The sequence below is a fragment of the Burkholderia sp. AU45251 genome (assembly GCF_030482905.1).
GTDB lineage: Bacteria > Pseudomonadota > Gammaproteobacteria > Burkholderiales > Burkholderiaceae > Burkholderia > Burkholderia aenigmatica.
On sequence record NZ_JAUJQH010000013.1, the window covers coordinates 148,564 to 170,270 of the forward strand.

The 21,707-nt window shown below is 68.2% G+C and carries 22 protein-coding genes; 16 read left to right on the plus strand and 6 right to left on the minus strand.

The annotated features are described in order from the left end of the window. Positions 1-15 precede the first annotated feature (15 nt). Together QZM67_RS24130 and QZM67_RS24135 are read right to left on the minus strand one after the other, a co-directional pair. Positions 16-1,329, minus strand: coding sequence for a GTP-binding protein (locus tag QZM67_RS24130; RefSeq protein ID WP_043184838.1), 1,314 nt, complete (start codon positions 1,327-1,329; stop codon positions 16-18). A gap of 158 nt (positions 1,330-1,487) precedes the next feature. Next, positions 1,488-1,937 (minus strand): lytic transglycosylase domain-containing protein, encoded by a 450-nt coding sequence (locus QZM67_RS24135; RefSeq protein WP_043184837.1) that lies wholly within the window; start codon positions 1,935-1,937, stop codon positions 1,488-1,490. A gap of 367 nt (positions 1,938-2,304) precedes the next feature. On the opposite strand from QZM67_RS24135, the gene gspD reads away from it, so the two are divergent. From gspD to gspF, 3 genes are read left to right on the plus strand one after another with little or no spacing between them, the layout of a single operon-like run. Further along, complete coding sequence (gene gspD, locus QZM67_RS24140; protein WP_301807108.1) at positions 2,305-4,653, plus strand: type II secretion system secretin GspD; 2,349 nt, start codon at positions 2,305-2,307, stop codon at positions 4,651-4,653. Continuing rightward, the gene (gspE, locus tag QZM67_RS24145; RefSeq protein WP_301807111.1) at positions 4,650-6,149 is read left to right on the plus strand and encodes a type II secretion system ATPase GspE; all 1,500 of its coding nucleotides are present in this window, start codon (positions 4,650-4,652) and stop codon (positions 6,147-6,149) included. Before gspD ends, gspE begins: the two co-directional genes overlap by 4 nt. 4 nt (positions 6,150-6,153) lie before the next feature. Beyond that, on the plus strand, positions 6,154-7,371 hold the full coding sequence (gspF, locus tag QZM67_RS24150; RefSeq protein ID WP_043184834.1) for a type II secretion system inner membrane protein GspF: 1,218 nt from the start codon (positions 6,154-6,156) through the stop codon (positions 7,369-7,371). A gap of 35 nt (positions 7,372-7,406) precedes the next feature. Here the strand turns inward: gspF and QZM67_RS24155 are convergent, their stop codons facing one another. Next, entirely contained in the window at positions 7,407-7,817 is a 411-nt protein-coding gene (locus QZM67_RS24155; protein ID WP_043184833.1) for a hypothetical protein, read from the minus strand. Positions 7,818-7,992: 175 nt separating this feature from the next. On the opposite strand from QZM67_RS24155, the gene gspG reads away from it, so the two are divergent. Genes gspG through QZM67_RS24195 form a run of 8 tightly spaced genes read left to right on the plus strand, consistent with a single transcriptional unit; the run spans position 7,993 to position 13,999 of the window. Continuing rightward, the gene (gspG, locus tag QZM67_RS24160) at positions 7,993-8,445 is read left to right on the plus strand and encodes a type II secretion system major pseudopilin GspG (protein WP_122944042.1); all 453 of its coding nucleotides are present in this window, start codon (positions 7,993-7,995) and stop codon (positions 8,443-8,445) included. 39 nt (positions 8,446-8,484) lie between these two features. Beyond that, complete coding sequence (locus tag QZM67_RS24165; protein WP_301807116.1) at positions 8,485-9,054, plus strand: GspH/FimT family pseudopilin; 570 nt, start codon at positions 8,485-8,487, stop codon at positions 9,052-9,054. Then, a complete protein-coding gene (gspI, locus tag QZM67_RS24170) occupies positions 9,051-9,491 on the plus strand; it encodes a type II secretion system minor pseudopilin GspI (protein ID WP_301807120.1) in 441 nt (146 codons plus the stop codon). The genes QZM67_RS24165 and gspI overlap by 4 nt, the downstream gene beginning before the upstream one ends. Then, positions 9,469-10,158, plus strand: coding sequence for a type II secretion system protein J (locus tag QZM67_RS24175; RefSeq protein WP_301807123.1), 690 nt, complete (start codon positions 9,469-9,471; stop codon positions 10,156-10,158). Before gspI ends, QZM67_RS24175 begins: the two co-directional genes overlap by 23 nt. Positions 10,159-10,160: 2 nt before the next feature. Next, entirely contained in the window at positions 10,161-11,291 is a 1,131-nt protein-coding gene (gspK, locus tag QZM67_RS24180) for a type II secretion system minor pseudopilin GspK (RefSeq protein WP_175023486.1), read from the plus strand. 26 nt (positions 11,292-11,317) lie between these two features. Beyond that, entirely contained in the window at positions 11,318-12,676 is a 1,359-nt protein-coding gene (gene gspL, locus QZM67_RS24185; RefSeq protein ID WP_301807127.1) for a type II secretion system protein GspL, read from the plus strand. Continuing rightward, entirely contained in the window at positions 12,673-13,179 is a 507-nt protein-coding gene (gspM, locus tag QZM67_RS24190) for a type II secretion system protein GspM (protein WP_174985709.1), read from the plus strand. The genes gspL and gspM overlap by 4 nt, the downstream gene beginning before the upstream one ends. 31 nt (positions 13,180-13,210) lie before the next feature. Then, on the plus strand, positions 13,211-13,999 hold the full coding sequence (locus tag QZM67_RS24195; RefSeq protein WP_301807130.1) for a type II secretion system protein N: 789 nt from the start codon (positions 13,211-13,213) through the stop codon (positions 13,997-13,999). 22 nt (positions 14,000-14,021) lie between these two features. Here the strand turns inward: QZM67_RS24195 and QZM67_RS24200 are convergent, their stop codons facing one another. Both QZM67_RS24200 and QZM67_RS24205 read right to left on the minus strand, forming a co-directional pair. After that, positions 14,022-15,593: an efflux transporter outer membrane subunit gene (locus QZM67_RS24200; protein WP_301807133.1), complete on the minus strand. Its 1,572-nt coding sequence runs from the start codon at positions 15,591-15,593 to the stop codon at positions 14,022-14,024. Between the two features lie 269 nt (positions 15,594-15,862). After that, positions 15,863-16,147 carry a multidrug ABC transporter ATPase gene (locus QZM67_RS24205; RefSeq protein ID WP_011350474.1) on the minus strand — a complete coding sequence of 95 codons (285 nt, stop codon included), beginning with the start codon at positions 16,145-16,147 and terminating at the stop codon, positions 15,863-15,865. Between the two features lie 174 nt (positions 16,148-16,321). Between QZM67_RS24205 and QZM67_RS24210 the strand changes: the two genes are divergently transcribed. Together QZM67_RS24210 and QZM67_RS24215 are read left to right on the plus strand one after the other, a co-directional pair. Then, positions 16,322-16,813 carry a MarR family winged helix-turn-helix transcriptional regulator gene (locus tag QZM67_RS24210; RefSeq protein ID WP_089449623.1) on the plus strand — a complete coding sequence of 164 codons (492 nt, stop codon included), beginning with the start codon at positions 16,322-16,324 and terminating at the stop codon, positions 16,811-16,813. A gap of 177 nt (positions 16,814-16,990) precedes the next feature. After that, positions 16,991-18,553, plus strand: coding sequence for a DHA2 family efflux MFS transporter permease subunit (locus QZM67_RS24215; RefSeq protein WP_175026079.1), 1,563 nt, complete (start codon positions 16,991-16,993; stop codon positions 18,551-18,553). Positions 18,554-18,613: 60 nt separating this feature from the next. Here the strand turns inward: QZM67_RS24215 and QZM67_RS24220 are convergent, their stop codons facing one another. Further along, positions 18,614-19,540 (minus strand): LysR family transcriptional regulator, encoded by a 927-nt coding sequence (locus QZM67_RS24220; protein WP_043184822.1) that lies wholly within the window; start codon positions 19,538-19,540, stop codon positions 18,614-18,616. Positions 19,541-19,678: 138 nt separating this feature from the next. Here QZM67_RS24220 and QZM67_RS24225 point away from each other — a divergent pair, with 138 nt between their 5' ends. From QZM67_RS24225 to fliL, 3 genes are all read left to right on the plus strand, one after another. Continuing rightward, complete coding sequence (locus QZM67_RS24225) at positions 19,679-20,155, plus strand: CidA/LrgA family protein (protein WP_175026078.1); 477 nt, start codon at positions 19,679-19,681, stop codon at positions 20,153-20,155. Positions 20,156-20,168: 13 nt separating this feature from the next. Continuing rightward, positions 20,169-20,891: an LrgB family protein gene (locus QZM67_RS24230; protein WP_043184819.1), complete on the plus strand. Its 723-nt coding sequence runs from the start codon at positions 20,169-20,171 to the stop codon at positions 20,889-20,891. A gap of 269 nt (positions 20,892-21,160) precedes the next feature. Beyond that, positions 21,161-21,697, plus strand: coding sequence for a flagellar basal body-associated protein FliL (gene fliL / locus QZM67_RS24235; protein WP_143330941.1), 537 nt, complete (start codon positions 21,161-21,163; stop codon positions 21,695-21,697). The last annotated feature ends 10 nt before the right edge of the window (positions 21,698-21,707 follow it).

The following is a 21,707-nucleotide window of genomic DNA, read 5'->3' on the forward strand; positions in this document are numbered from 1 at the left end:
TGTTTTTACGACGCGTTACGCGTGCACGATCTGCGTGTTGCCGTGATCGTCGTCGTCGTGCGAATCGATATCCCACACCGGGAACGGATCGTCGAACGCGTGCCATCCCGCCGCGCCGAGCGCGAATTCCGCGTCGGTGAGCAGGCACGCGTCGAGCTTCGCGCGCCATGCATCCGCGTCGAGCGCGATGCCGATCATCACGAGTTCCTGCCGGCGATCACCCACCGTGCGATCGTCGAGATCGCCGTGCCATTCGGTGCGGATTTCAGCGAGCAGCTCGTCGTCGTCCGGCCATTCCGCGCGATCCTGCGCAGCCCACCAGAGACCCGCCGGGCCATGCCGGCATACGCCGCCCGCCTGCGACAGCGAACCCGCGATGTCGTTGCGCGTCGCGAGCCAGAAGAAGCCCTTGCTGCGCAGCACGCCCGGCCACTCCTGGTGCAGCAGCGCCCAGAGTCGTGCCGGATGAAACGGCCGGCGCGCACGGTAAACAAAATTGCCGATCCCGAATTCGTCGGCTTCGCCGTGCACGTGCGCATGATGTTCGTCATGGCAGTCCGGGTCGTCGCAATGCGTGCGATCGTCATCGAGCGACGCAAGCCAGCCCGGCGCATTCGCGGCCTCGTCGAAATCGAAGCGGCCCGTGTTCAGCACTTCGTCGAGCGGCACGTTGCCGAACGTCGACACGACCTGGTGCGCGCGCGGATTGAGTCGCGCGAAGATGTGCTGCAGGTGTGCGAGTGCGTCGGCGTCGACGAGGTCGGCCTTGTTGATCACCAGCACGTCGCAGAACTCGATCTGTTCGATCAGCAGCTCGACGAGCGTGCGATCGTCCTCTTCCGACGCGGCGATGCCGCGCGTCGCGAGCGCGTCATCCGAGCCGTAGTCGCGCAGGAAGTTGTACGCGTCGACCACGGTGACGAGCGTGTCGAGCCGCGCGACGGCCGACAGCGACGTGCCGTCGTCGTCGACGAACGTGAAGGTTTCGGCGATCGGCATCGGCTCCGCGATACCGGTCGATTCGATCATGATCGCGTCGAAGCGGCCTTCGGACGCGAGCGTGCGGATCTCGACGAGCAGGTCGTCGCGCAGCGTGCAGCAGATGCAGCCGTTCGACATCTCGACGAGGCGTTCCTCGACGTGCGACAGCGCCTGCGCGTCGCGCACGAGCGATGCGTCGATGTTGACCGCCGCGAGATCGTTGACGATCACGGCGACTTTCAGGCCCGCGCGGTTCGACAGGACGTGGTTGAGCAGCGTGGTCTTGCCGGCGCCGAGGAAGCCGGACAGCACGGTGACGGGCAACGGCTGGTTCATTGCCGGATTCATAGCGATATGCACCAACGGAAAAATTGAAAAAGCGGCCGCGGCGCCCTTCCGGGGCACGATCGGCCCGCGAACGGGCGAAATGGCGGCGTGAGCCCGCATTGTGCATCAAACGCGCGCCGGCCGGCCGGTACGGCGTCGGACCACGGTGCGGCGCGGTGTCACTGCACGGGCGGCAGCAGCTTCCATTGCGCGAGGATGCCGGCGATCTGCCGCGCATATTTGTCGCGCAGCGACGGTGTTTCAGAATGATAGGCGCCGACGGCCTGCCACGTGTTGCCGTAGCGGTTCATCTTCTGCTTGAGATGCCACGCGGCGATGTAGACGTTCTTGCACGGCTCCATCAGCGTGTCGCGGCCGATTCCGTAGCGCGACAGCGTCGGCAGGTGGATCGAATTGATCTGCATCAGGCCGTAGTCGACCGAGCCGTTCGTGTTCTTGTTTAGCGCATTGGGCCGGTTGCGCGACTCCTGCCACGCGATCGCGCGCAGGATCAGCGGATTGACCTGCTGATATCTGGCCGCTTCGTCGAAACAGTCCGCGCGAGCGTTCGCGCTGGCGAAACACGCGCCGGCGGCGATCAACGCGATCGAAACGAACCGTCTGTTCATGGTGCGGAATCGACAAGAAATTGCGTGCGGGTCGGGAAAACCCGTGCCTGTTATTCGTGCGACGAGAAACGTGCCGCCCGTATCATACCGACAGTCCGTCAGCTTGCGACATACAGGAATACGGCAGCCCGGTTATACCGCATTTGCGTGTCGGTTCATCGTGAAACGGGGACGATGGCCGGCATGCCGAGAACAGCGTCGAATCTTACATATTGCATACGGATCGCCGGATACATGTCGTATGTGAGACAGTCCTCGGATCAATGTGATATTTCGGACATGAAAAACTGCTAATGTCGCCTCTTTCGGACTTGGATCCCAGCACTACCGCCGGAAGTGGCCTGAGCCGGCATCGACCCATTCATCCATGACAAGAAATCGCTTCGTTATGCGGCGTGTCGCCACGACCTTGATCGTCGCCGGCATCATCGTCTCGCAGGCCGCCTACGCTCAGGTCACGCTCAACTTCGTGAATGCGGATATCGACCAGGTCGCCAAGGCGATCGGCGCCGCAACTGGCAAGACCATCATCGTCGACCCTCGTGTGAAGGGGCAGCTCAACCTCGTGGCCGAACGTCCGGTGCCGGAAGACCAGGCGCTGAAGACGCTGCAGTCGGCGCTGCGCATGCAGGGCTTCGCGCTCGTGCAGGATCACGGCGTGCTGAAGGTCGTGCCCGAGGCCGACGCGAAGCTGCAGGGCGTGCCGACCTACGTCGGCAATGCGCCGCAGGCACGCGGCGACCAGGTGATCACGCAGGTGTTCGAGCTGCACAATGAATCGGCGAACAACCTGCTGCCCGTGCTGCGGCCGCTGATCTCGCCGAACAACACGGTGACGGCCTACCCGGCGAACAACACGATCGTCGTGACCGACTACGCGGACAATGTGCGGCGCATCGCGCAGATCATCGCGGGCGTGGATAGCGCCGCGGGCGCGCAGGTGCAGGTCATTCCGCTGCGCAACGCGAACGCGATCGACCTCGCCGCGCAGCTGCAGAAAATGCTCGACCCGGGCGCGATCGGCAACAGCGACGCCACGCTGAAGGTGTCGGTCACGGCCGACCCGCGCACCAACTCGCTGATGCTGCGCGCATCGAGCGCGTCGCGCCTCGCGGCTGCCAAGCGGCTCGTGCAGCAGCTCGACGCGCCGAGCGGTGTGCCGGGCAACATGCACGTCGTGCCGCTGCGCAACGCCGATGCGGTGAAGCTCGCGAAGACGCTGCGCGGGATGCTCGGCAAGGGCGGCGGCAACGACAGCGGCTCGTCGGCGTCGTCCAACGATGCGAACAGCTTCAACCAGAACGGCGGCTCGTCGTCGAGCGGCAACTTCTCGACCGGCTCGTCCGGCACCCCGCCGCTGCCGTCGGGCGGCCTCGGCGGCTCGTCTTCGTCGTCGTCGGGGTACGGCGGCTCGTCCGGCAGCAGCGGCGGCCTCGGCACCGCGGGCCTGCTGGGCGGCGACAAGGACAAGGGCGACGACAACCAGCCCGGCGGGATGATCCAGGCCGATGCGGCGACCAACTCGCTGATCATCACCGCGTCGGATCCGGTTTACCGGAACCTGCGCTCGGTGATCGACCAGCTCGACGCGCGGCGTGCGCAGGTCTATATCGAAGCGCTGATCGTCGAGCTGAACTCGAACACGCAGGGCAACCTCGGCATCCAGTGGCAGGTGGCGAGCGGCCAGTTTCTAGGCGGCACGAACCTGGCACCCACGGCCGCCAATGCTTTGGGAAACAGCATTGTCAACCTGACGGCCGGCGGTTTGACCAACGCCGCTGGCGGGATCACCGGAGGTGGGCTGGCCGCCAATCTCGGGCAGTTGAGCCAGGGGCTGAACGTCGGCTGGCTGCACAACATGTTCGGTGTACAGGGGCTCGGTGCGCTGCTGCAATATTTCGCGGGCGTGAGCGACGCGAACGTGCTGTCGACACCGAACCTGATCACGCTCGACAACGAGGAAGCGAAGATCGTCGTCGGCCAGAACGTCCCGATCGCGACCGGTTCGTACTCGAACCTGACGAGCGGCAATGCGAACAGTGCGTTCAATACCTACGATCGCCGCGACGTCGGCCTGACGCTGCACGTGAAGCCGCAGATCACCGACGGCGGGATCCTGAAACTCCAGCTCTATACCGAGGATTCGGCGGTCGTCAACGGTACCACCAACACGCAGACCGGCCCGACCTTCACGAAGCGCTCGATCCAGTCGACGATCCTGGCTGACAACGGCGAGATCATCGTGCTGGGCGGTTTGATGCAGGACAACTACCAGGTATCGAACAGCAAGGTTCCGCTGCTTGGCGACATTCCGTGGATCGGCCAGCTGTTCCGTTCGGAATCGAAGATCCGCCAGAAGACCAACCTGATGGTGTTCCTGCGCCCGGTGATCATCTCCGACCGCAGTACCGCGCAGGAAGTCACGGCGAACCGCTATGACTACATCCAGGGCGTGACGGGCGCATACAAGTCGGACAACAACGTGATCCGCGACAAGGACGATCCGGTCGTCCCGCCGATGCCGTTGGGCCCGAGCCAGGGCGGCACGCCGGCCGGCAACCTGTTCGATCTCGACAAGATGCGTCGCCAGCAGCTGCAGCGCCAGGCGGTGCCGGCGCAGCCGTTGCCGGAGGCGACGCCCGCGCAGCCGCAGAGCGTGCCGCAGCAGGCGGTGCCGCAACAGCCGCTGACGGCCACGCCGGGAGCATCGCAGTGAGCGACGTGCTCGCGTCCTCCGCCCATGACGGCACGCCGGGCGAACGGCAGCCGCCGTCGCCGCTCGCCGCGCGGCTGTTGCCGTACGGTTTCGCGAAGAACGGCCAGGTGCTGATCGCGCACCAGCTCGACGACACGCTCGAGGTGTGGATCAGCGAACGCACGAGCGATGCCGCGCTCGCGGAAATCGCGCGCAACTTCGGCTCGATCTCCGTGCATCGCGTGCCGGCCGACGAGCTCGCGCAGGCGATCAACCACGCGTACGCACGTCAGGACGGCAGTGCCGCGCAGGTGGTCGGCGAGGTCGAAGGCGAAGTCGACCTGTCGCGGCTGATGCAGGACATCCCCGAAGTCGAGGATCTGCTCGAATCGGAAGACGATGCGCCGATCATCCGGATGATCAACGCGCTGCTCACGCAAGCGGCGCGCGAACAGGCATCGGACATCCACATCGAGCCGTTCGAGAACGCATCGGTCGTGCGCTTTCGCGTCGACGGCACGTTGCGCGACGTCGTGCGGCCGAAGAAGGCGCTGCACGGTGCGCTGATCTCGCGGATCAAGATCATGGCGCAGCTCGACATCGCGGAGAAGCGCTTGCCGCAGGACGGCCGCATCACGCTGCGCGTCGGCGGCCGGCCGGTCGACGTGCGCGTGTCGACGCTGCCGACCGGGCACGGCGAGCGTGCGGTGCTGCGTCTGCTGGAAAAGGATGCGCAGCGGCTGAACCTCGAAGCGCTCGGGATGGGCCGCGACACGCTCGTGCAATTCGACAAGCTGATCGCGCGCCCGCACGGCATCGTGCTCGTCACGGGCCCGACGGGTTCGGGCAAGACGACCACGCTGTATGCGTCGATGTCGCGGCTCGAAACGGCGACGACCAACATCATGACCGTCGAGGATCCGATCGAATACGACCTCGGCGGCATCGGCCAGACGCAGGTAAACGAGCGGATCGGGATGACTTTTGCCCGCGCATTGCGCTCGATCCTGCGCCAGGATCCGGACGTGATCATGATCGGCGAAATCCGCGACCTCGAAACCGCGCAGATCGCGGTGCAGGCATCGCTGACGGGCCACCTCGTGCTCGCGACGCTGCACACGAACGATGCGGCATCGGCCGTCACGCGTCTGACCGACATGGGCGTCGAGCCCTACCTGCTCGCCTCGTCGCTGCTCGGCGTGCTCGCGCAGCGGCTCGTGCGGCAGCTCTGCCCCGTCTGCAAGGAAGAACGCCACGAAGAAGGCCGCACCGTGTGGCATCCGGTCGGCTGCGACAAGTGCGGGCATTCGGGTTATTCGGGCCGGCGCGGCGTATACGAACTGCTGCTGGTCGACGAGTCGATCCGCTCGCTGATCCACCGCAATGCGGCCGATGCCGAGATTCTCGCCGCCGGCCGTGCGGAAGGGATGCGCACGCTGCGCGACGACGCCGAGCGCTGGCTCGCGTCGGGCGCGACGTCGCTCGAGGAAGTGCTGCGCGTGACGGGAGGCGCATAGCGCGATGCCGGCATTCCGTTTCGAAGCAATCGATTCGGCGGGACGCGCGCAGAAAGGCGTCATCGATGCCGACAGCGCGCGTGCCGCGCGCGGCCAGCTGCGCACGCAGGGGCTCACGCCGCTCGTCGTCGAACCGGCCGCCAGCGCGACGCGCGGGGCGCGGTCGCAGCGGCTCGCGTTCGGCCGCAAGCTGTCGCAGCGCGAACAGGCGATCCTTACGCGCCAGCTCGCGAGCCTCTTGATCGCGGGGTTGCCGCTCGACGAGGCGCTCGGCGTGCTGACCGAGCAGGCCGAGCGCGACTACATCCGCGAACTGATGGCCGCGATCCGCGCCGAGGTGCTCGGCGGCCATTCGCTTGCGAATGCGCTGGGCCAGCATCCGCGTGATTTTCCGGAAATCTACCGCGCGCTCGTCGCGGCGGGCGAACACACCGGCAAGCTCGGCATCGTGCTGTCGCGCCTCGCCGACTACATCGAGCAGAGCAACGCGCTGAAGCAGAAGATCCTGCTGGCGTTCACGTATCCGGGAATCGTCACGCTGATCGCATTCGGCATCGTCACGTTCCTGCTGAGCTACGTCGTGCCGCAGGTCGTCAACGTGTTCGCGAGCACGAAACAGCAGCTGCCCATGCTGACGATCGTGATGATGGCGCTGTCGGATTTCGTGCGGCACTGGTGGTGGGCGATCCTGATCGCGGTCGCGCTCGTCGCGTGGTTCGTGAAGGCGACGCTGTCGCGCGACGGGCCCCGGCTGCGCTTCGACCGCTGGGTGCTGACCGCCCCGCTCGCGGGCAAGCTCGTGCGCGGCTACAACACGGTGCGCTTCGCGAGCACGCTCGGCATCCTCACCGCGGCGGGCGTGCCGATCCTGCGTGCGCTGCAGGCGGCCGGCGAGACGTTGTCGAACCGCGCGATGCGCGCGAACATCGACGACGCGATCGTGCGCGTGCGCGAAGGCTCCGCGCTGTCGCGCGCGCTGAACAACGTGAAGACGTTTCCGCCGGTGCTCGTGCACCTGATCCGTTCCGGTGAAGCGACGGGCGACGTGACGACGATGCTGGATCGCGCGGCCGAAGGCGAAGCGCGCGAGCTCGAGCGTCGCACGATGTTCCTGACGAGCCTGCTGGAGCCGCTGCTGATCCTGGCGATGGGCGGCATCGTGCTCGTGATCGTGCTGGCCGTGATGCTGCCGATCATCGAGCTGAACAACATGGTGCAGTGACGGGCTGACCGTGGGTCAGGCCGTCACCTTCGGCTTCAGCGCATGTAGATCGCCGGGGACGGCGTGTTGGCGGGAAGCTGGACTTCGGTGCGGGCGCCGTTGCGCTCGACGATGATCGAGCGGGGGCGGACTTCGGCGAGCTTCGCGCCGGACGTGACGTCCGCGCCGAGCGACACCGCACGCGGCGGTTCGCCGCCGACACCGACGATCGCGGCGCCACCGTGGTCGAGCGCGAGGATGCCGAACAGGTGGATGTCCTGCACGGGATTCTTGTCGAGCTGACCGCCGAAGAGCGCCGCGGCGTCCTCGGTGCGGATCGGCAGCCGCGCGGCGGCGGCGGGCAGCGGCGCTTCGCGAGCCGACAGCGTGACGACCCAGTAGGTGGCCGTCGCGCACAAACCCGCGAAGAGGGCGAGGGAAAGGATCCGGATCGAGAGCGCGTTCATGCGCGCTATTGTACGGATGTATATGAAATTTGCGTTGGGTGAAAGCCCTCGGCAATGCGCGCCTTACAATGCGTGCTCCGCGCCCGCGGGTTCGGAAGCTTGCCGTCAGGCAATCGTCCGGTGCGCCGGGTGCGTCACTCAACCAACGACATTTTTTGGAAAGAGGTAGTCAGTCATGCAAACGTGGATCACTCGCCGCAACGCGGCCGTGCGTCGTCAGCGCGGTTTCACGCTGATCGAGATCATGGTGGTGGTCGCGATCCTCGGGATCCTGGCGGCACTGATCGTGCCGAAGATCATGAGCCGCCCGGACGAAGCGCGCCGCATCGCCGCTAAGCAGGACATCGGCACGATCATGCAGGGGCTCAAGCTGTACCGTCTCGACAACGGCCGCTACCCGACCCAGGAGCAGGGCCTGAACGCGCTGATCCAGAAGCCGTCCACCGATCCGATCCCGAACAACTGGAAGGACGGCGGCTATCTCGAGCGCCTGCCGAACGATCCGTGGGGCAACGGCTACAAGTACCTGAACCCGGGCGTGCACGGCGAGATCGACGTGTTCAGCTACGGCGCCGACGGCAAGGAAGGCGGCGAAGGCAACGATTCCGACATCGGTTCGTGGCAATAAGCCTTCACTGACCAGCCCGACGCTTCGTTCCCGTTCTTCATGCTCGCCATTCGCACGACCTCCCGCTGCGGCCGCGATTGCCGTGTGCGTCACGGCGCGGCTGCGTCCGTACCGGCGCATGCCGACGGCGGGCAGGCGTGGCACGGTGCGCGGCGTCATCGCGCACGCGGCTTCACGCTGCTCGAAATGCTGGTCGTGCTCGTGATCGCGGGGCTGCTCGTGTCGCTCGCGTCGCTGTCGCTCACGCGCAATCCGCGCACCGATCTGCGCGAGGAAGCGCAGCGCATCGCGCTGCTGTTCGAGACCGCCGGCGACGAAGCGCAGGTGCGTGCCCGGCCGATCGCGTGGCAGCCGACCGCGCACGGCTTCCGGTTCGACGTGAGCTCGCCCGACGGCTGGCGCACGCTGCGTGACGACCTGCTGCGCCCGCGTGACTGGGACGGTGGCGTCACGGGCGCCGACATCGACTATCCGGGGTCCGACACGCATGCGAATCGTGTCGTGTTCGGCACCGAGAGCATCGACACGCCGGTGCGCGTGACGCTGCATTCGGCCGCCGGCAGCGCGACGATCGTCGGCACCGGCAACGGCCGCTACGAGGTGCAATGACGATGCGTCGTCGCCTGCCCTTCCCCGTTGCTTCATCACGCCGGCATGCCTCAAGGGGGATTCCTTCGAGCCGCGGTTTCACGATGATCGAAGTGCTGGTCGCGCTCGCGATCATCGCCGTCGCGCTCGCCGCGTCGATCCGCGCGGTCGGCACGATGGCGACCAATGCCTCCGATCTGCATCGCCGGCTGCTTGCGGGCTGGAGCGCCGACAACGCGCTCGCGCAGATGCGCCTCACGCATGCGTGGCCGGAGATCGGCGAACAGAGTTTCGACTGCTCGCAAGGCAACGTGCAGCTCGTCTGCACGCAGCGCGTGAGCACTACGCCCAATCCGGTGTTCCGGCGCGTCCGGATTTCGGTGAGCATGCCGGGGCGCACCGGCGTGCTCGCGCAGATGGTGACGGTGGTCGCGAATGAAACCAGCCGTCCGCTCTGACGCGCCGATGCGCCGCCCGCTCGCCCGCCCTGCCCGCGGCTTCACGCTGATCGAGCTGATGATCGCGATCGCGATCCTCGCGGTGGTCGCGATCCTCGCGTGGCGCGGGCTCGACCAGATCATGCGCGGGCGCGACAAGGTCGCGGCCGCGATGGAAGACGAGCGCGTGTTCGCGCAGATGTTCGACCAGATGCGCATCGACGCGCGGCTCGCCGCGACCGACGACGAGGCCGGCCAGCCGGCGATCGGCGTCGCCGGCAATACGCTGCAGATCGTCCGCGAACTCGACGTGCCGGGCGCCGCACCACGGCTGCAGGTGATCCGCTACCGGATCGCCGGCGGGCGCGTCGTGCGCTATGCGTCGCCGCCGATCGACGACGCGAACCGGCTGCGCAGCGTGCTGAAGGACAGCAGCGTCGAAGGCTGGAGCTGGGTCGCGCTGATGGGCGGCGTCGGCGCGATCGACGCGAAGCTGTACGTGCCGCGCGTGGGCTGGACCACCAACCTGCAGACGGCCAACGATGCGCTCGCGCAGAACAACGATGCGCTCAAGGTGCCGCAGATCGGCAACGCGCCGCCGACGCGCGCGGTGACGGGGCTGCAGGTCAGCATCGGCGCGACGTCGCTGCGCGTGCCGGTCACGCGCATCTTCCTCGTCGGGGAATGACGATGCGCACGCGTCCTCACCGCTCATTGCGTGCCGCCCGCGCGGCCGGTCGCGCACCGGCACGCGGCCGCCAGCGCGGCGCGGCGATCATTACCGCGCTGCTCGTCGTCGCGCTGTCGGCGATCCTGGTCTCGGGGATGCTGTGGCGCCAGCAGGTGCAGATCCGCCGCATCGAAAATCAGCGCATGCTCGCGCAGGCGCAGTGGGTCGCACGCGGCGCGCTCGACTGGACGCGGATGATCCTGCGCTCCGAAGGCGACACGGCGCCCGGCATCACGTATCTCGGCGGTATCTGGGGCGTACCGATCGCGAAGACCAAGCTGTCGGATTTCCTCGGCCGGATCGGCGCGCCCAACGACACCGGCGGCGAAGACACCTATATCTCCGGCTCGATCGAGGACGCGCAGGCGAAGTTCAACCTGCGCAACCTGGTGGCGTCGCCGGCGCCCGGCGTGCTGCAGTTGAACGTCACACAAGTCCAGGCGTTCCAGCGCCTGCTGACGACGCTCGGCTACGACGGCGCGTTCGCGAAGCGCATCGCGCTGCAGGTGCGCGCGAGCCTGCTGAATTCGGCGACGCGTTTCCAGATGCCGACACTGCCGGGGGGCGGCACGGCGCCGCCGATCACCGCACCGGTGACGACCGATCAGCAAGGCGGCGGCGGCTTCTCCGACGATCCGGGCATGACGGGTGGCGATCGCGGGCCCGCGCCGCTGATGATGACGGGCGTCGACAGCCTGCTCGACGTCGACGGTGTGACGCCCGAGATGGTCGCGCGGCTGCGCCCGTTCGTCACCGTGCTGCCGACCACGACGCCCGTGAACATGAATACCGCGCCGGCCGAGGTGATCGCGGCGCTGATGCCGGGGATGAGCGTGTCGTCCGCGCAGGCGCTCGTGTCGCGCCGCGAGACCGTGTTTTTCCGCAACGTCGCCGACGTGCAGCTCGCGCTGCGCGGCGCCGGTGCACCGAACGTGACGCTCGACGCGAGCGTCGTCGACGTCAATTCGAGCTATTTCATCGTGCATGGCCGGATCCAGCACGATCGCGCGGAGGTCGATCGCACCTCGCTCGTGTATCGTGATCCGACCACGCATTCGACACGGGTCGTGCGCATCCGCGACCAGCTATAACGACGCCAATCGGGAGAGGAGCTCTTGTGAGCACGTTGATTGTTTCTTTGCCGCCGCGCGAGCCTGCCGTGCCGTTGCAGGAATGGCAGTGGCCCGAGCTGCCGTTCACGCTCGTCGACAAGGCCGGCCATGTGCAGCGCGCCGGCCGTGCCGCGCTCGCGCTGCTGCCGCGAGCGAATGCGACGGTGCTGATCGTCGCCGCGCGCGACGTGCTGCTGCTGGCCGCGACCGTGCCGCCGCTGAAGGGACCGAAGCTGCGCCAGGCGCTGCCCAACATCGTCGAGGATCAGCTGATCCAGGATCCGCTCGGCTGCCATATCGCGCTCGATCCGGACGCGCTGCCCGACGGGCGCCGCGTGCTGGCCGTCGTCGATCGCGCGTGGTTCCGCACGATCTGCGAAGCGTTCACGGCGGCCGGCCACCGGCACCTGAGCGCCGTGCCCGCGACCCGCTGCCTGCCGGCACCGCACGCGTCCGCCGCACCAGCCGACAGCGAAGTCGATGCCGCCGCGGTTGCCGCCGACGCCGTCGACGCGCCGCCGGCCCGCCCGGCGACGGTGGCCGCGGTGCTCGGCCTCGCGGCATCGGTCGAACCGGTGCTGGTCGAGGCTGGCGCGCAGCCGGCTGCGGCCGGTGCGCCGCGCCTCGAACTCGCGGTCGCGCGCGGGGCGCTCGGCGAAGGCTTCGCGGCGCCCGCGTCGCGCGCGGCCGGCACGCTGGCCGCACTGGCGGGCGGCGGCGACGTCGAACTGTACGAACTCGGCGAACCGGGCGCGGAGCCGCGGCTCGCGTCGGTCGGCCGCGCCGACGGCCCGCTGCTGCCGGGCGCCGCGCCGCTGTCGTTCGATGCGTTCGCGCGGCGCGCGCTGACCGAGAAGTTCGACCTGTGCCAGTTCGAATTCGAATCGCAGCCGTGGCGCTTCGACCGCGCGACGGTGAAGCGCCTGCGCGTGCCGCTCGCGCTCGTCGCGGCGACCCTCGGCGTGGCGGTGATCGGGATGAACCTGCACTGGTGGAAGCTGTCGCGCGAACGCGATGCGCTGTCCGCGCAGATCACCGAGACGCTGCTGTCCGCGTTCCCGAAGACGACGACGGTGCTCGATCCGCCCGCGCAGATGCAGCGCCAGCTCGACCAGTTGCGCCTCGCGGCCGGCGAGCTGTCGCCGAACGATTTCCTCGCGCTGTCGAGCGGGCTGTCGCGTTCGATGGGCGCGCTGCCGCTGAACGGCATCGCGTCGCTCGACTACCACGACCGGAAGCTCGACGTCGGCTTCAAGCCGGAGGTCAAGGTCGATCCCGATTTCACGCAGCGCCTCGCGCGTAACGGACTGTCCGGCGAAGTCGACAGCAACACGGGCAAATGGACGATCCGGAGCCGCTCATGAAAACGGAACAACTGAACCAGACGCTGGCCCAGTTCTGGGGCGAGCGCTCCCAGCGCGAAAAGATGCTGCTCGGCTGGGGCGGCGCCGTGCTGGCGGTCGCGATCGCGTATTCGGTGCTGTGGTCGCCCGCGCAAGAAGGCCGCGCGCGGATCCAGCGTGAGCTGCCGACGATGCGCCGCGAGCTCGCGCAGATGACCGCGCAGGCGAACGAGGCGAAGTCGCTGACGGCCGCCGCGCAGGGTGTGGCACCGACCGGTCTCGCGCTGAAGGATGCACTGACCGCATCGCTGTCCGATCACGGGCTGCAGGGCGCGCAGGTGCAGATCGTCGGCAACGGCGTGCAGGTCCAGATGAAGAACGTGTCGTTCCCGGCGTGGACGCAGTGGCTCGACGATGCGCGCCGGCAGTTCAAGGTGCAGGTTGGCGAGGCACATGCGACCGCGCTGAAGGACGACGGCCAGGTCGACCTGACGGCCGTGATGCAACCGTCTACGCAGAAATGACGCAGTGGATGACGCAAGTGGCGGTCGGCCGATGAGGCCGGGGATCAAGCGGCTCGCCACCGCATTGCCGTGGGTACTGGCAGGAGGCTTGGCGACGGCGGTGACGCTCGTCGCGCTCGCGCCGGCCGCGTGGATCGCACCGCAGTTCGCGCGCGCGACCGGCGGGCACGTGAATCTCGTCGATCCCGACGGGTCGCTGTGGCACGGCTCGGGCACGCTGATGCTCGCGCCGGGGGCCGATCAGAGCGCGGCGACGCTGCTGCCGGGCCGGGTCGAATGGACCACGGGTTTCTGGCCGCTGCTGACCGGGCGCGTGCAGATGCGCATGCGGCAGACCGAGGCGATGCCCGATGCGGTCACGCTCGATGCGACGTGGCGCGGCGCGGTGCTGTCGGCGGGCACGATGGCCGTGCCCGCGTCGCTGCTCGCGGGGCTCGGCACGCCGTTCAACACGCTCGACCTGCAGGGCGACGTGCGGCTCGGCTGGAGCGACTGGCGCCTGATCGGCAACAACGCGTTCGGCCAGCTGACGGTGACGATCGACTCGATGAGTTCGCGCGTATCGCGCGTGAAGCCGCTCGGTTCGTACCGCGCGGTGCTGCAGGCGAAGGGGGCCGGCGCCGACCTCGACCTGTCGACGACGCACGGCCCGCTGTTCCTCGACGGTCACGGCAACTTCGGCCCGGGCCAGGGATCGTTCCGCGGCACCGCGCATTCGGCGCCCGAGCAGCAGGCGAACCTCGCGGGGCTGCTGAACCTGCTCGGCCACCCGATCGGGAACAACGAGGTGTCGCTGATCTTCGGCGACGCGCAGCGCTGACGCGCGCGTCGCCCTTCCCTTCCTACTTCTGCGCGAGCGGCGCGGCGACCGACGGTGCGGTGGCCGCGGGCGCGGCCGCACCGGACGCCGGCACGGGTGCCGGTGCCGCCATGTCGCCGTTCTCGCGCGCCATCTCCGCTACGTTCCAGCCGCCGCCGAGCGCCTTCACGAGCCCGACCGACGACGTCATCCGCTGCCCGGAGATCGTCGCGAGCTTCTGCTGCGCGGTGAACGCGGTGGTTTGCGCGGTCAGCACGTTCAGGTAGGCGACCGTGCCGGCCTTGTACTGGTTCGTGACGATCGCGAGCGAATGCTCGGCGCTGTCGACCGCCTGCCGCTGCACGTCGATTTCCTGCGCAAGGATGCGCTGCGACGCGAGGTTGTCCTCGACGTCCTGGAACGCGGTGAGCACCGCGAGGCGGTACGCGGCGACGTCCTGGTCGTAGGTCGCACGCGCGGCGTCGGTCTGCGCGGCGCGCAGCCCGGCGTCGAACAGCGTGGCCGCGAGCTGCGGGCCGACCGTCCAGAAGCGCGCCGGCAGCGTGAACAGCTGCGACCACACCGAGCTCTGGAAGCCGCCGGTGGCCGACAGCGTGAGCGTCGGGAAGAACGCGGCGATCGCGACGCCGATCTGCTCGTTCGCGGCCGCTGCACGGCGCTCGGCCGCGGCGATGTCGGGCCGGCGTTCGAGGATCGCGGACGGCACGTCGACCGGCGTGATCGGCGGCTCGGCCGTGAGCGGATTCGGTGGCAGCGAGAAGGTCGATGCCGGCTCGCCGATCAGCGTCGCGATCGCATGCTCGAACTGCGCGCGCGCGACGCCGTTGTCGATCGACGCGGCCTGCGCGCTCTGCAGTTGCGTCTGCGCCTGGATCACGTCCGCGCGTGCGGCGACGCCCTGCGCGTACTGGTTCTGCGTGAGTTTCAGCGACTGTTCGTACGACTTCACGGTGTCGTCGAGCAGCTTCTGCAGCGCGTCGGACGTGCGCAGCTGGAAATAGGTCTGCGCGAGCAGCGCCTGCTGCGACAGCCGCGCATTCGCGAGATCGGCCGCGGCGGCCGCTTCGCCGGCGCGCTGTGCGCTGACCGTACGGCTCACCTTGCCCCACAGGTCGGGCTCCCAGCTCGCGTCGAGGCCGATGCTGTAGCTGTTGTTGATCGAGCCGGTCGAACCGCTGCCGAAACTCGACGATGAACCCGACGACACCGACGCGCGCGGCGTGCGGGCGCGCGAGCCCGATGCGGTCAGCCCGACGGTCGGGAAATACGCGGCCCGCGCCTCGGTGACGAGCGCGCGCGCCTGCCGGTACGCGGCGGCCGATTGCGCGATGGTCTGGTTCGATGCGTTGAGCTTGTCGATCAGCGCATCGAGCTGCGGATCGTTGTAGACCGACCACCACGCGCCGCGGTCGGTGCGGTCGGCGGGCTGCGCGACCTTCCAGCCGGCCGGCGCCTCCTTGTACGCGGCGGGGATCGACGTGTCGGGCCGGTGATAGTCGGGCCCGACGGCGCAGCCGGCGAGCAGCACGGCCGTCGCAACGGCGACAGCGGCGCTCAGCGGGCGAAGGGCGCGCGGGAGGGTGGCGTACGGCATGGTGATTTTCCTGTCTGGGCGCGACGTCCGGCGAGCGGCGTCGCGCGATGCGGTCGTCGTGCCGCTGGCGGACAAATGGTAACTGACGGCGGGAAAGCTGCGCAGCCCCAAGGGTACGGTGCGCGGCGACAGGAATGTGTTACCGGCACGAGCGGCCGGTTTACCGGCCATTACGGCCAGCGGGCGGGAAGACGGGTGTGCGACGCCGGCCGTGCGGGGTGCGGCCGGCGCTCAGTCGGAGCAGTCAGGAAGGCGGGAGACGCGCGATGTCAGTGGCAGCGCGCGGGCAGCGGGAGCGGTTCGGCGGCGGACCGCCATGTCGACGGCTCCGTCGCGGCCGGCTGGCCCGTGCGGCGAGCGCCGTCTTTCGCGTTGCGCTGCCGGCGATGATCGAACCATGCGAACCCGAGCGCCGCGAGCGAGCCGCCCGGGACCACCAGCATCGTCACGTACAGCGCGATCTTCCAGCCGCGGTGCGGCCCGGAAAACGCATGATGAGCGGTATCGGTCAGGTTGCGGCGCAGCGCGCCGGCGGCATTTTTCAGGAACAGCATCGCGAACATCCTCGGGGTGCCCGCAGCGCGGGCGCATCGGTCAGAACATAGTCTCCGGCAGTGCAACATGCACGTCGTAACTGGTTGCCTCAAATAATATTGACTAAGCAATCAATTTTCAAGATACTGGGCGCGTTTAAATCTGAAACGCACTATTGCTGCGCGCGCAATCGCATGACCGGCGGCCTCTACGATCCCGAGAACATCGCGCTGGAAACCAGCCTCGGCTATTACCTGTCGAAGGCGAAGCAGGCGCTCGTCGAGCGGATGGACCGTGCGCTCGAACCGCTCGACCTCACCGCGCAGCAGATCGGCGTGATCCTGCTGTTGTCGCGCGGCTATGCGCGCACGCCGTTCGAGCTGTCCCGCAAGATGTCGTACGACAGCGGGTCGATGACGCGGATGCTCGACCGGCTCGAACGCAAGGGGCTGGTCGCACGCTCGCGCAGCGAGCAGGATCGCCGGATGATCGAGCTGACGCTGACCGAACGCGGCGCCGACGCCGCCCGGGCGCTGCCGTCGCTGATCGCGACCGCGCTCAACGCGCAGCTCGACGGTTTCTCGGCCGACGAGCTCGCGACGCTCACCGGCCTGCTGCAACGCTTCATCGCCAACGGGCCCGGCTCGACCGGTTGCCCGAAACCCGACGAAGAGGCGGACGGCTGATGTGCGCGGAGGCCCCATGTCTAGGTTAAGCGTTCGCTTATTTATCTGTCTGGGCAGAAGATGACAGGGCACGCGCTCCCCTTTTCCGTTGATCCGTTCCACCCGGCCGGGCTGCGCTGCGGCGCACACCCGTGCGTTGTGCCGGCGCATCGCGCGCGCCGCGTCTAGGAGATTTCGATGTCCGCCACCACGGCATCTGCCGCCTCGCCGGCCGCTTCGCCCGCACCGCTGTCAGGCGGTGCACTCGCGCTGCTCACCGTCGGGCTCGCGCTCGGCACCTTCATGGAAGTGCTCGACACGTCGATCGCGAACGTCGCGGTGCCGACCATTTCGGGCAGCCTCGGCGTCGCGACGAGCGAAGGCACGTGGGTGATCTCGTCGTACTCGGTGGCTTCCGCGATCGCGGTGCCGCTCACCGGCTGGCTCGCGCGGCGGGTCGGCGAGGTGCGCCTGTTCACGCTGTCGGTGCTCGCGTTCACGGTCGCATCGGCGCTGTGCGGCCTCGCGACCAACTTCGAGACGCTGATCGCGTTTCGGCTGCTGCAGGGCCTCGTGTCGGGGCCGATGGTGCCGCTGTCGCAGACCATCCTGATGCGCAGCTACCCGCCCGCGAAGCGCGGGCTCGCGCTCGGGCTATGGGCGATGACGGTGATCGTCGCGCCGATCTTCGGCCCGCTGCTGGGCGGCTGGATCAGCGACAACTACACGTGGCCGTGGATCTTCTACATCAACCTGCCGATCGGCCTCTTCTCGGCGACCTGCGCGTATTTCCTGCTGCGCGGCCGCGAGACGAAGACGTCGAAGCAGCGGATCGACGCGATCGGCCTCGCGCTGCTCGTGATCGGCGTGTCGTGCCTGCAGATGATGCTCGACCTCGGCAAGGACCGCGACTGGTTCAACTCGACGTTCATCGTCGCGCTGGCGCTGATCGCGGTCGTGTCGCTCGCGTTCATGCTCGTGTGGGAGGCGACCGAGAAGGAGCCGGTGGTCGACCTGTCGCTCTTCAAGGACCGCAACTTCGCGCTCGGCGCGATGATCATCTCGTTCGGCTTCATGGCGTTCTTCGGCTCGGTCGTGATCTTCCCGCTGTGGCTGCAGACGGTGATGGGCTACACGGCCGGCAAGGCCGGCCTCGCGACCGCGCCGGTCGGGCTGCTCGCGCTCGTGCTGTCGCCGCTGATCGGCCGCAACATGCACCGGCTCGACCTGCGGATGGTCGCGAGCTTCGCGTTCATCGTGTTCGCCGGCGTGTCGATCTGGAACTCGACGTTTACGCTCGACGTGCCGTTCAACCATGTGATCCTGCCGCGTCTCGTGCAGGGGATCGGCGTCGCGTGCTTCTTCGTGCCGATGACGACGATCACGCTGTCGAGCATCCCCGACGAGCGGCTCGCAAGTGCATCGGGGCTGTCGAACTTCCTGCGCACGCTGTCCGGTGCGATCGGCACCGCGGCCAGCTCGACGTTCTGGGAGAACGACGCGATCTACCACCACGCGCGGCTGTCGGAATCGGTGAGCGTGTATGCGCAGAGCACGACCGACTACCAGGGCGCGCTGTCGCAGCTCGGCATCGTCGGCCAGACGGCCAATGCGCAGCTCAACCAGCTCGTCACGCAGCAGGGCTTCATGATGGCGACCAACGACTTCTTCCTGCTGTCGGCGTTCATGTTCGGCGCACTCGCGTTGCTCGTGTGGGTCACGAAGCCGAGGAAGGGTGCGGGGCCGGCGATGGGGCATTGACCGCGCGGCGGGCAGCCGTTGCGCCCGCCTCGTTCGTTTTACCGCCCGCCTCGGCGGGCCTCACTCCCTCGCCCGCAACCCGCCAAACGCCAGATCGTCACCGGGCGCGATCGGCAGCGTCGCCCGCGCCACTTCAAGCCACGCGCGCGCCGCGTGCGACAGATACCCCTTCTTCAGCCAGCCGAGCGCGATCGCCCACGTGATCTCCGGCTCGACGATCGGCCGGCACGTGAACTGGCCCGCGTCGAGCCGCCGGCAATACGGCTCGGGCAGCAGCGCGATGCCGACCCCCGCATGCACGAGCGCGGCCATGAAATCCCAGTGGCCGCTGCGGCTCACGATCGACGGCGTGAAACCGACCTGCCGGCACGCGTCCAGCACCGCGTCGTGCAGCGCGAGGCTTTCCGCGTAGAACACGAACGACTCGCGCGCGAGATCCCCGAGCGGCACGGCTGCGTGATCCTCCCAGCGCGACTCGCGTGGCGCGACGAGCCACAGCGGCGCGCGCACCATCGGCAGCCGCTCGAAGGTGCCGGGATCGACCGGCTCCAGCAGCCCGCCCAGCTCCAGCTCGCCCGACGTCAGCGCGGCCTCGATCATCCGCGCGCCCTGCTCGAACAGCTTCAGCTCGATGTTCGGATAGCGCTGCTTGTACGCGGCGATGATCGGCGTGAACAGCGAGCCGCCGAGCGGCGGAATCCCGATCGTCAGCTCGCCGCGCCCGAGCGTGCCGAGATCGTTCAGCTCCGACTGCAGCTGCGCCTGCGCGGCGAGCACGTCCTGGCCGCGCTGGAACACGATCCGCCCCGCGTCGGTCAGCACCATCTGCCGGCCGTCGCGCAGCAGCAGCGGCGAGCCGATCTCGTCCTCGAGCGCCTTCACCATCTTGCTGATGGTCGGCTGGGTCACGAACAGCTTGTCGGCGGCCGCCGTGAAACTCTGCTGGCGAACCACCTCGACGAAGTACCGCAACGCGCGCAATTCCATCGATGACTCCCCAAATTGGTGCGGCGATCTAAACGAATTCCGAATTGGAATGACAAGGATAGAGACAAGTCATTTTATTTATGGTTAGGGGAAACCCTATACTCCCACCATCAACGGAATATCTGTAGGGAGCCTGCCATGACCAAGCCGACCGCCGCACTCGCCGCCCGCCCCGCTGCTTCGGGCAGCATGGCGCACACGGGCCGGATCGCGCTGCAGGCCGCCGCGCTCGGCGTGCTGTGGATGGCGGTCGACTGGGCTGTGCGCAAGATCGGGCTGCCGATTCCGTCCGGCGTGATCGGCCTCGCGGTGCTCCTGGTGCTGCTGTTCTCGGGGCGCGTCGCGCCCGCGTGGGTGAAGGACGGCGCGAACTGGCTGCTGTCCGACATGCTGCTGTTCTTCGTACCGGCCGCCGTCGCGGCCGTGCAGTACGGCGGGCTGTTCCGCGAGGACGGCTGGCGCATCGCGCTGGTGATGCTCGCCGGCACCGCGTTCGTGATGGTCGCGGTGGCCGTCGCGGTCGACCTCGCCGCAAAGCTCGAGCGCCGGCTCGCCGCCCAGCGCGTGTTCGCCGAACGCCGCCGCGCGCGCCTGAGCGCCGTGTCCGCCCACTGAGCCGGAGCCTGCCATGCTCGCCGCATTGTCGAATCTGTCCGCCGACCAGGCGAACACCGCGATCTCGTTCGGCTGCTTCGTGCTGACGGTCGTGCTGTACTTCGCGTCGAAGCGGCTCTACGCATACAAGAAGACGCTGCTGTTCTCGCCGCTCGTGTTCGTGCCGGGTGTGCTGGTGCTGCTTGTCCTGCTGACCGGCATCCCGTATTCGGTCTACTTCCGCGACACGCGCTGGCTGATGTGGCTGCTCGGCCCGGCGACGATCGCGTTCGCGGTGCCGATCTACGACTATCGTGACCTGATCCGCCGCCACTGGCTGTCGCTGTCGGTCGGCGTCGCGGTCGGGATCGGCGCGGGCGTGTGCGGGTCGCTGCTGCTCGCGAAGCTGCTGCACCTGTCGCCCGACCTGCAGCGCTCGCTGATGACGCGCTCGGTGTCGACGCCGTTCGCACTTGCCGTGTCGGACAAGATCCACGCGCCGAAGGATCTCACTGCGCTGTTCGTGATCGCGACCGGCATCTGCGGGATGCTGCTCGGCGAGCTGGTGCTCGCGCTGGTGCCGATGCGCACGCGGCTGGCGCGCGGCGCGCTGTTCGGCGCGGCCGCCCACGGCGTGGGCACCGCGAAGGCTCGCGAGATCGGCAGCGAGGAAGGTGTCGTGTCGAGCCTGACGATGATGATCGCGGGCGTCGCGATGGTGCTGATCGCGCCGCTCCTGACGCTGCTGCCGATCTGATCCGGCGGCCGACGCCCGCCAGGCGCCAGTCCAGCCCGATCGTGCCTGCCGCCTTCGGCGCGGCAGACCCCATGCGGCGGAAACGGCGCCACCTCCCGGCCCTGCCCGCGCCTCCGTTCGCCGGCCCGGCGGCCTTTCCGCACCCGGCATGGCCGCCTTCTCCCGCCCGCCCTACCCTGCATCGGGCCGACACCCGGCCGACAATCGGCTGAGATAGCCGCAAATCCCCCCTCTTTTCCACCCATCGGGCTCGGCCCGGATGCCGAACAATGCATGCTACGAGACATCACGCACGCATTCACATGGCCTCCACGACCGCAAACCCGACCGCCGACAAGCCGGCTTCATCCGGCAAGTTCAAGCGCATCGCGCTCATCGCCGTCATCGCGCTGGGCGCGGCGGCCGCCGCAGCCGGCGGCATGTACGTGTTCCTGAGCAAGGAAGGCGTCGGCCATGCGAGCACGCCCGCCGAGCCGGCACCGCTGGCCGCGCCGGTGTTCTTCCCGCTCGACCCGCTGACCGTGAACCTGCAGTCCGACGACGGCGCGCAGCACTACCTGCGCGTCGGCCTGTCGCTGAAGCTCACCGACCCGAAGGCGCAGGAGCAACTGACCGCGCGGATGCCGGAGATCCGCAGCCGGATCCTGCTCGCGCTGTCGAACAAGCATCCCGAGGAACTCGCGACGCCGGACGGCAAACGTTCGCTTGCGAAGGAACTGCGGGACCTGATCGAGCAGCCGACGCAGCCGGGCAACCAGCGCGCGAAGGTCGACGACGTGCTGTTCACCGAGTTCGTCGTCCAGTAACGCGGCCGCG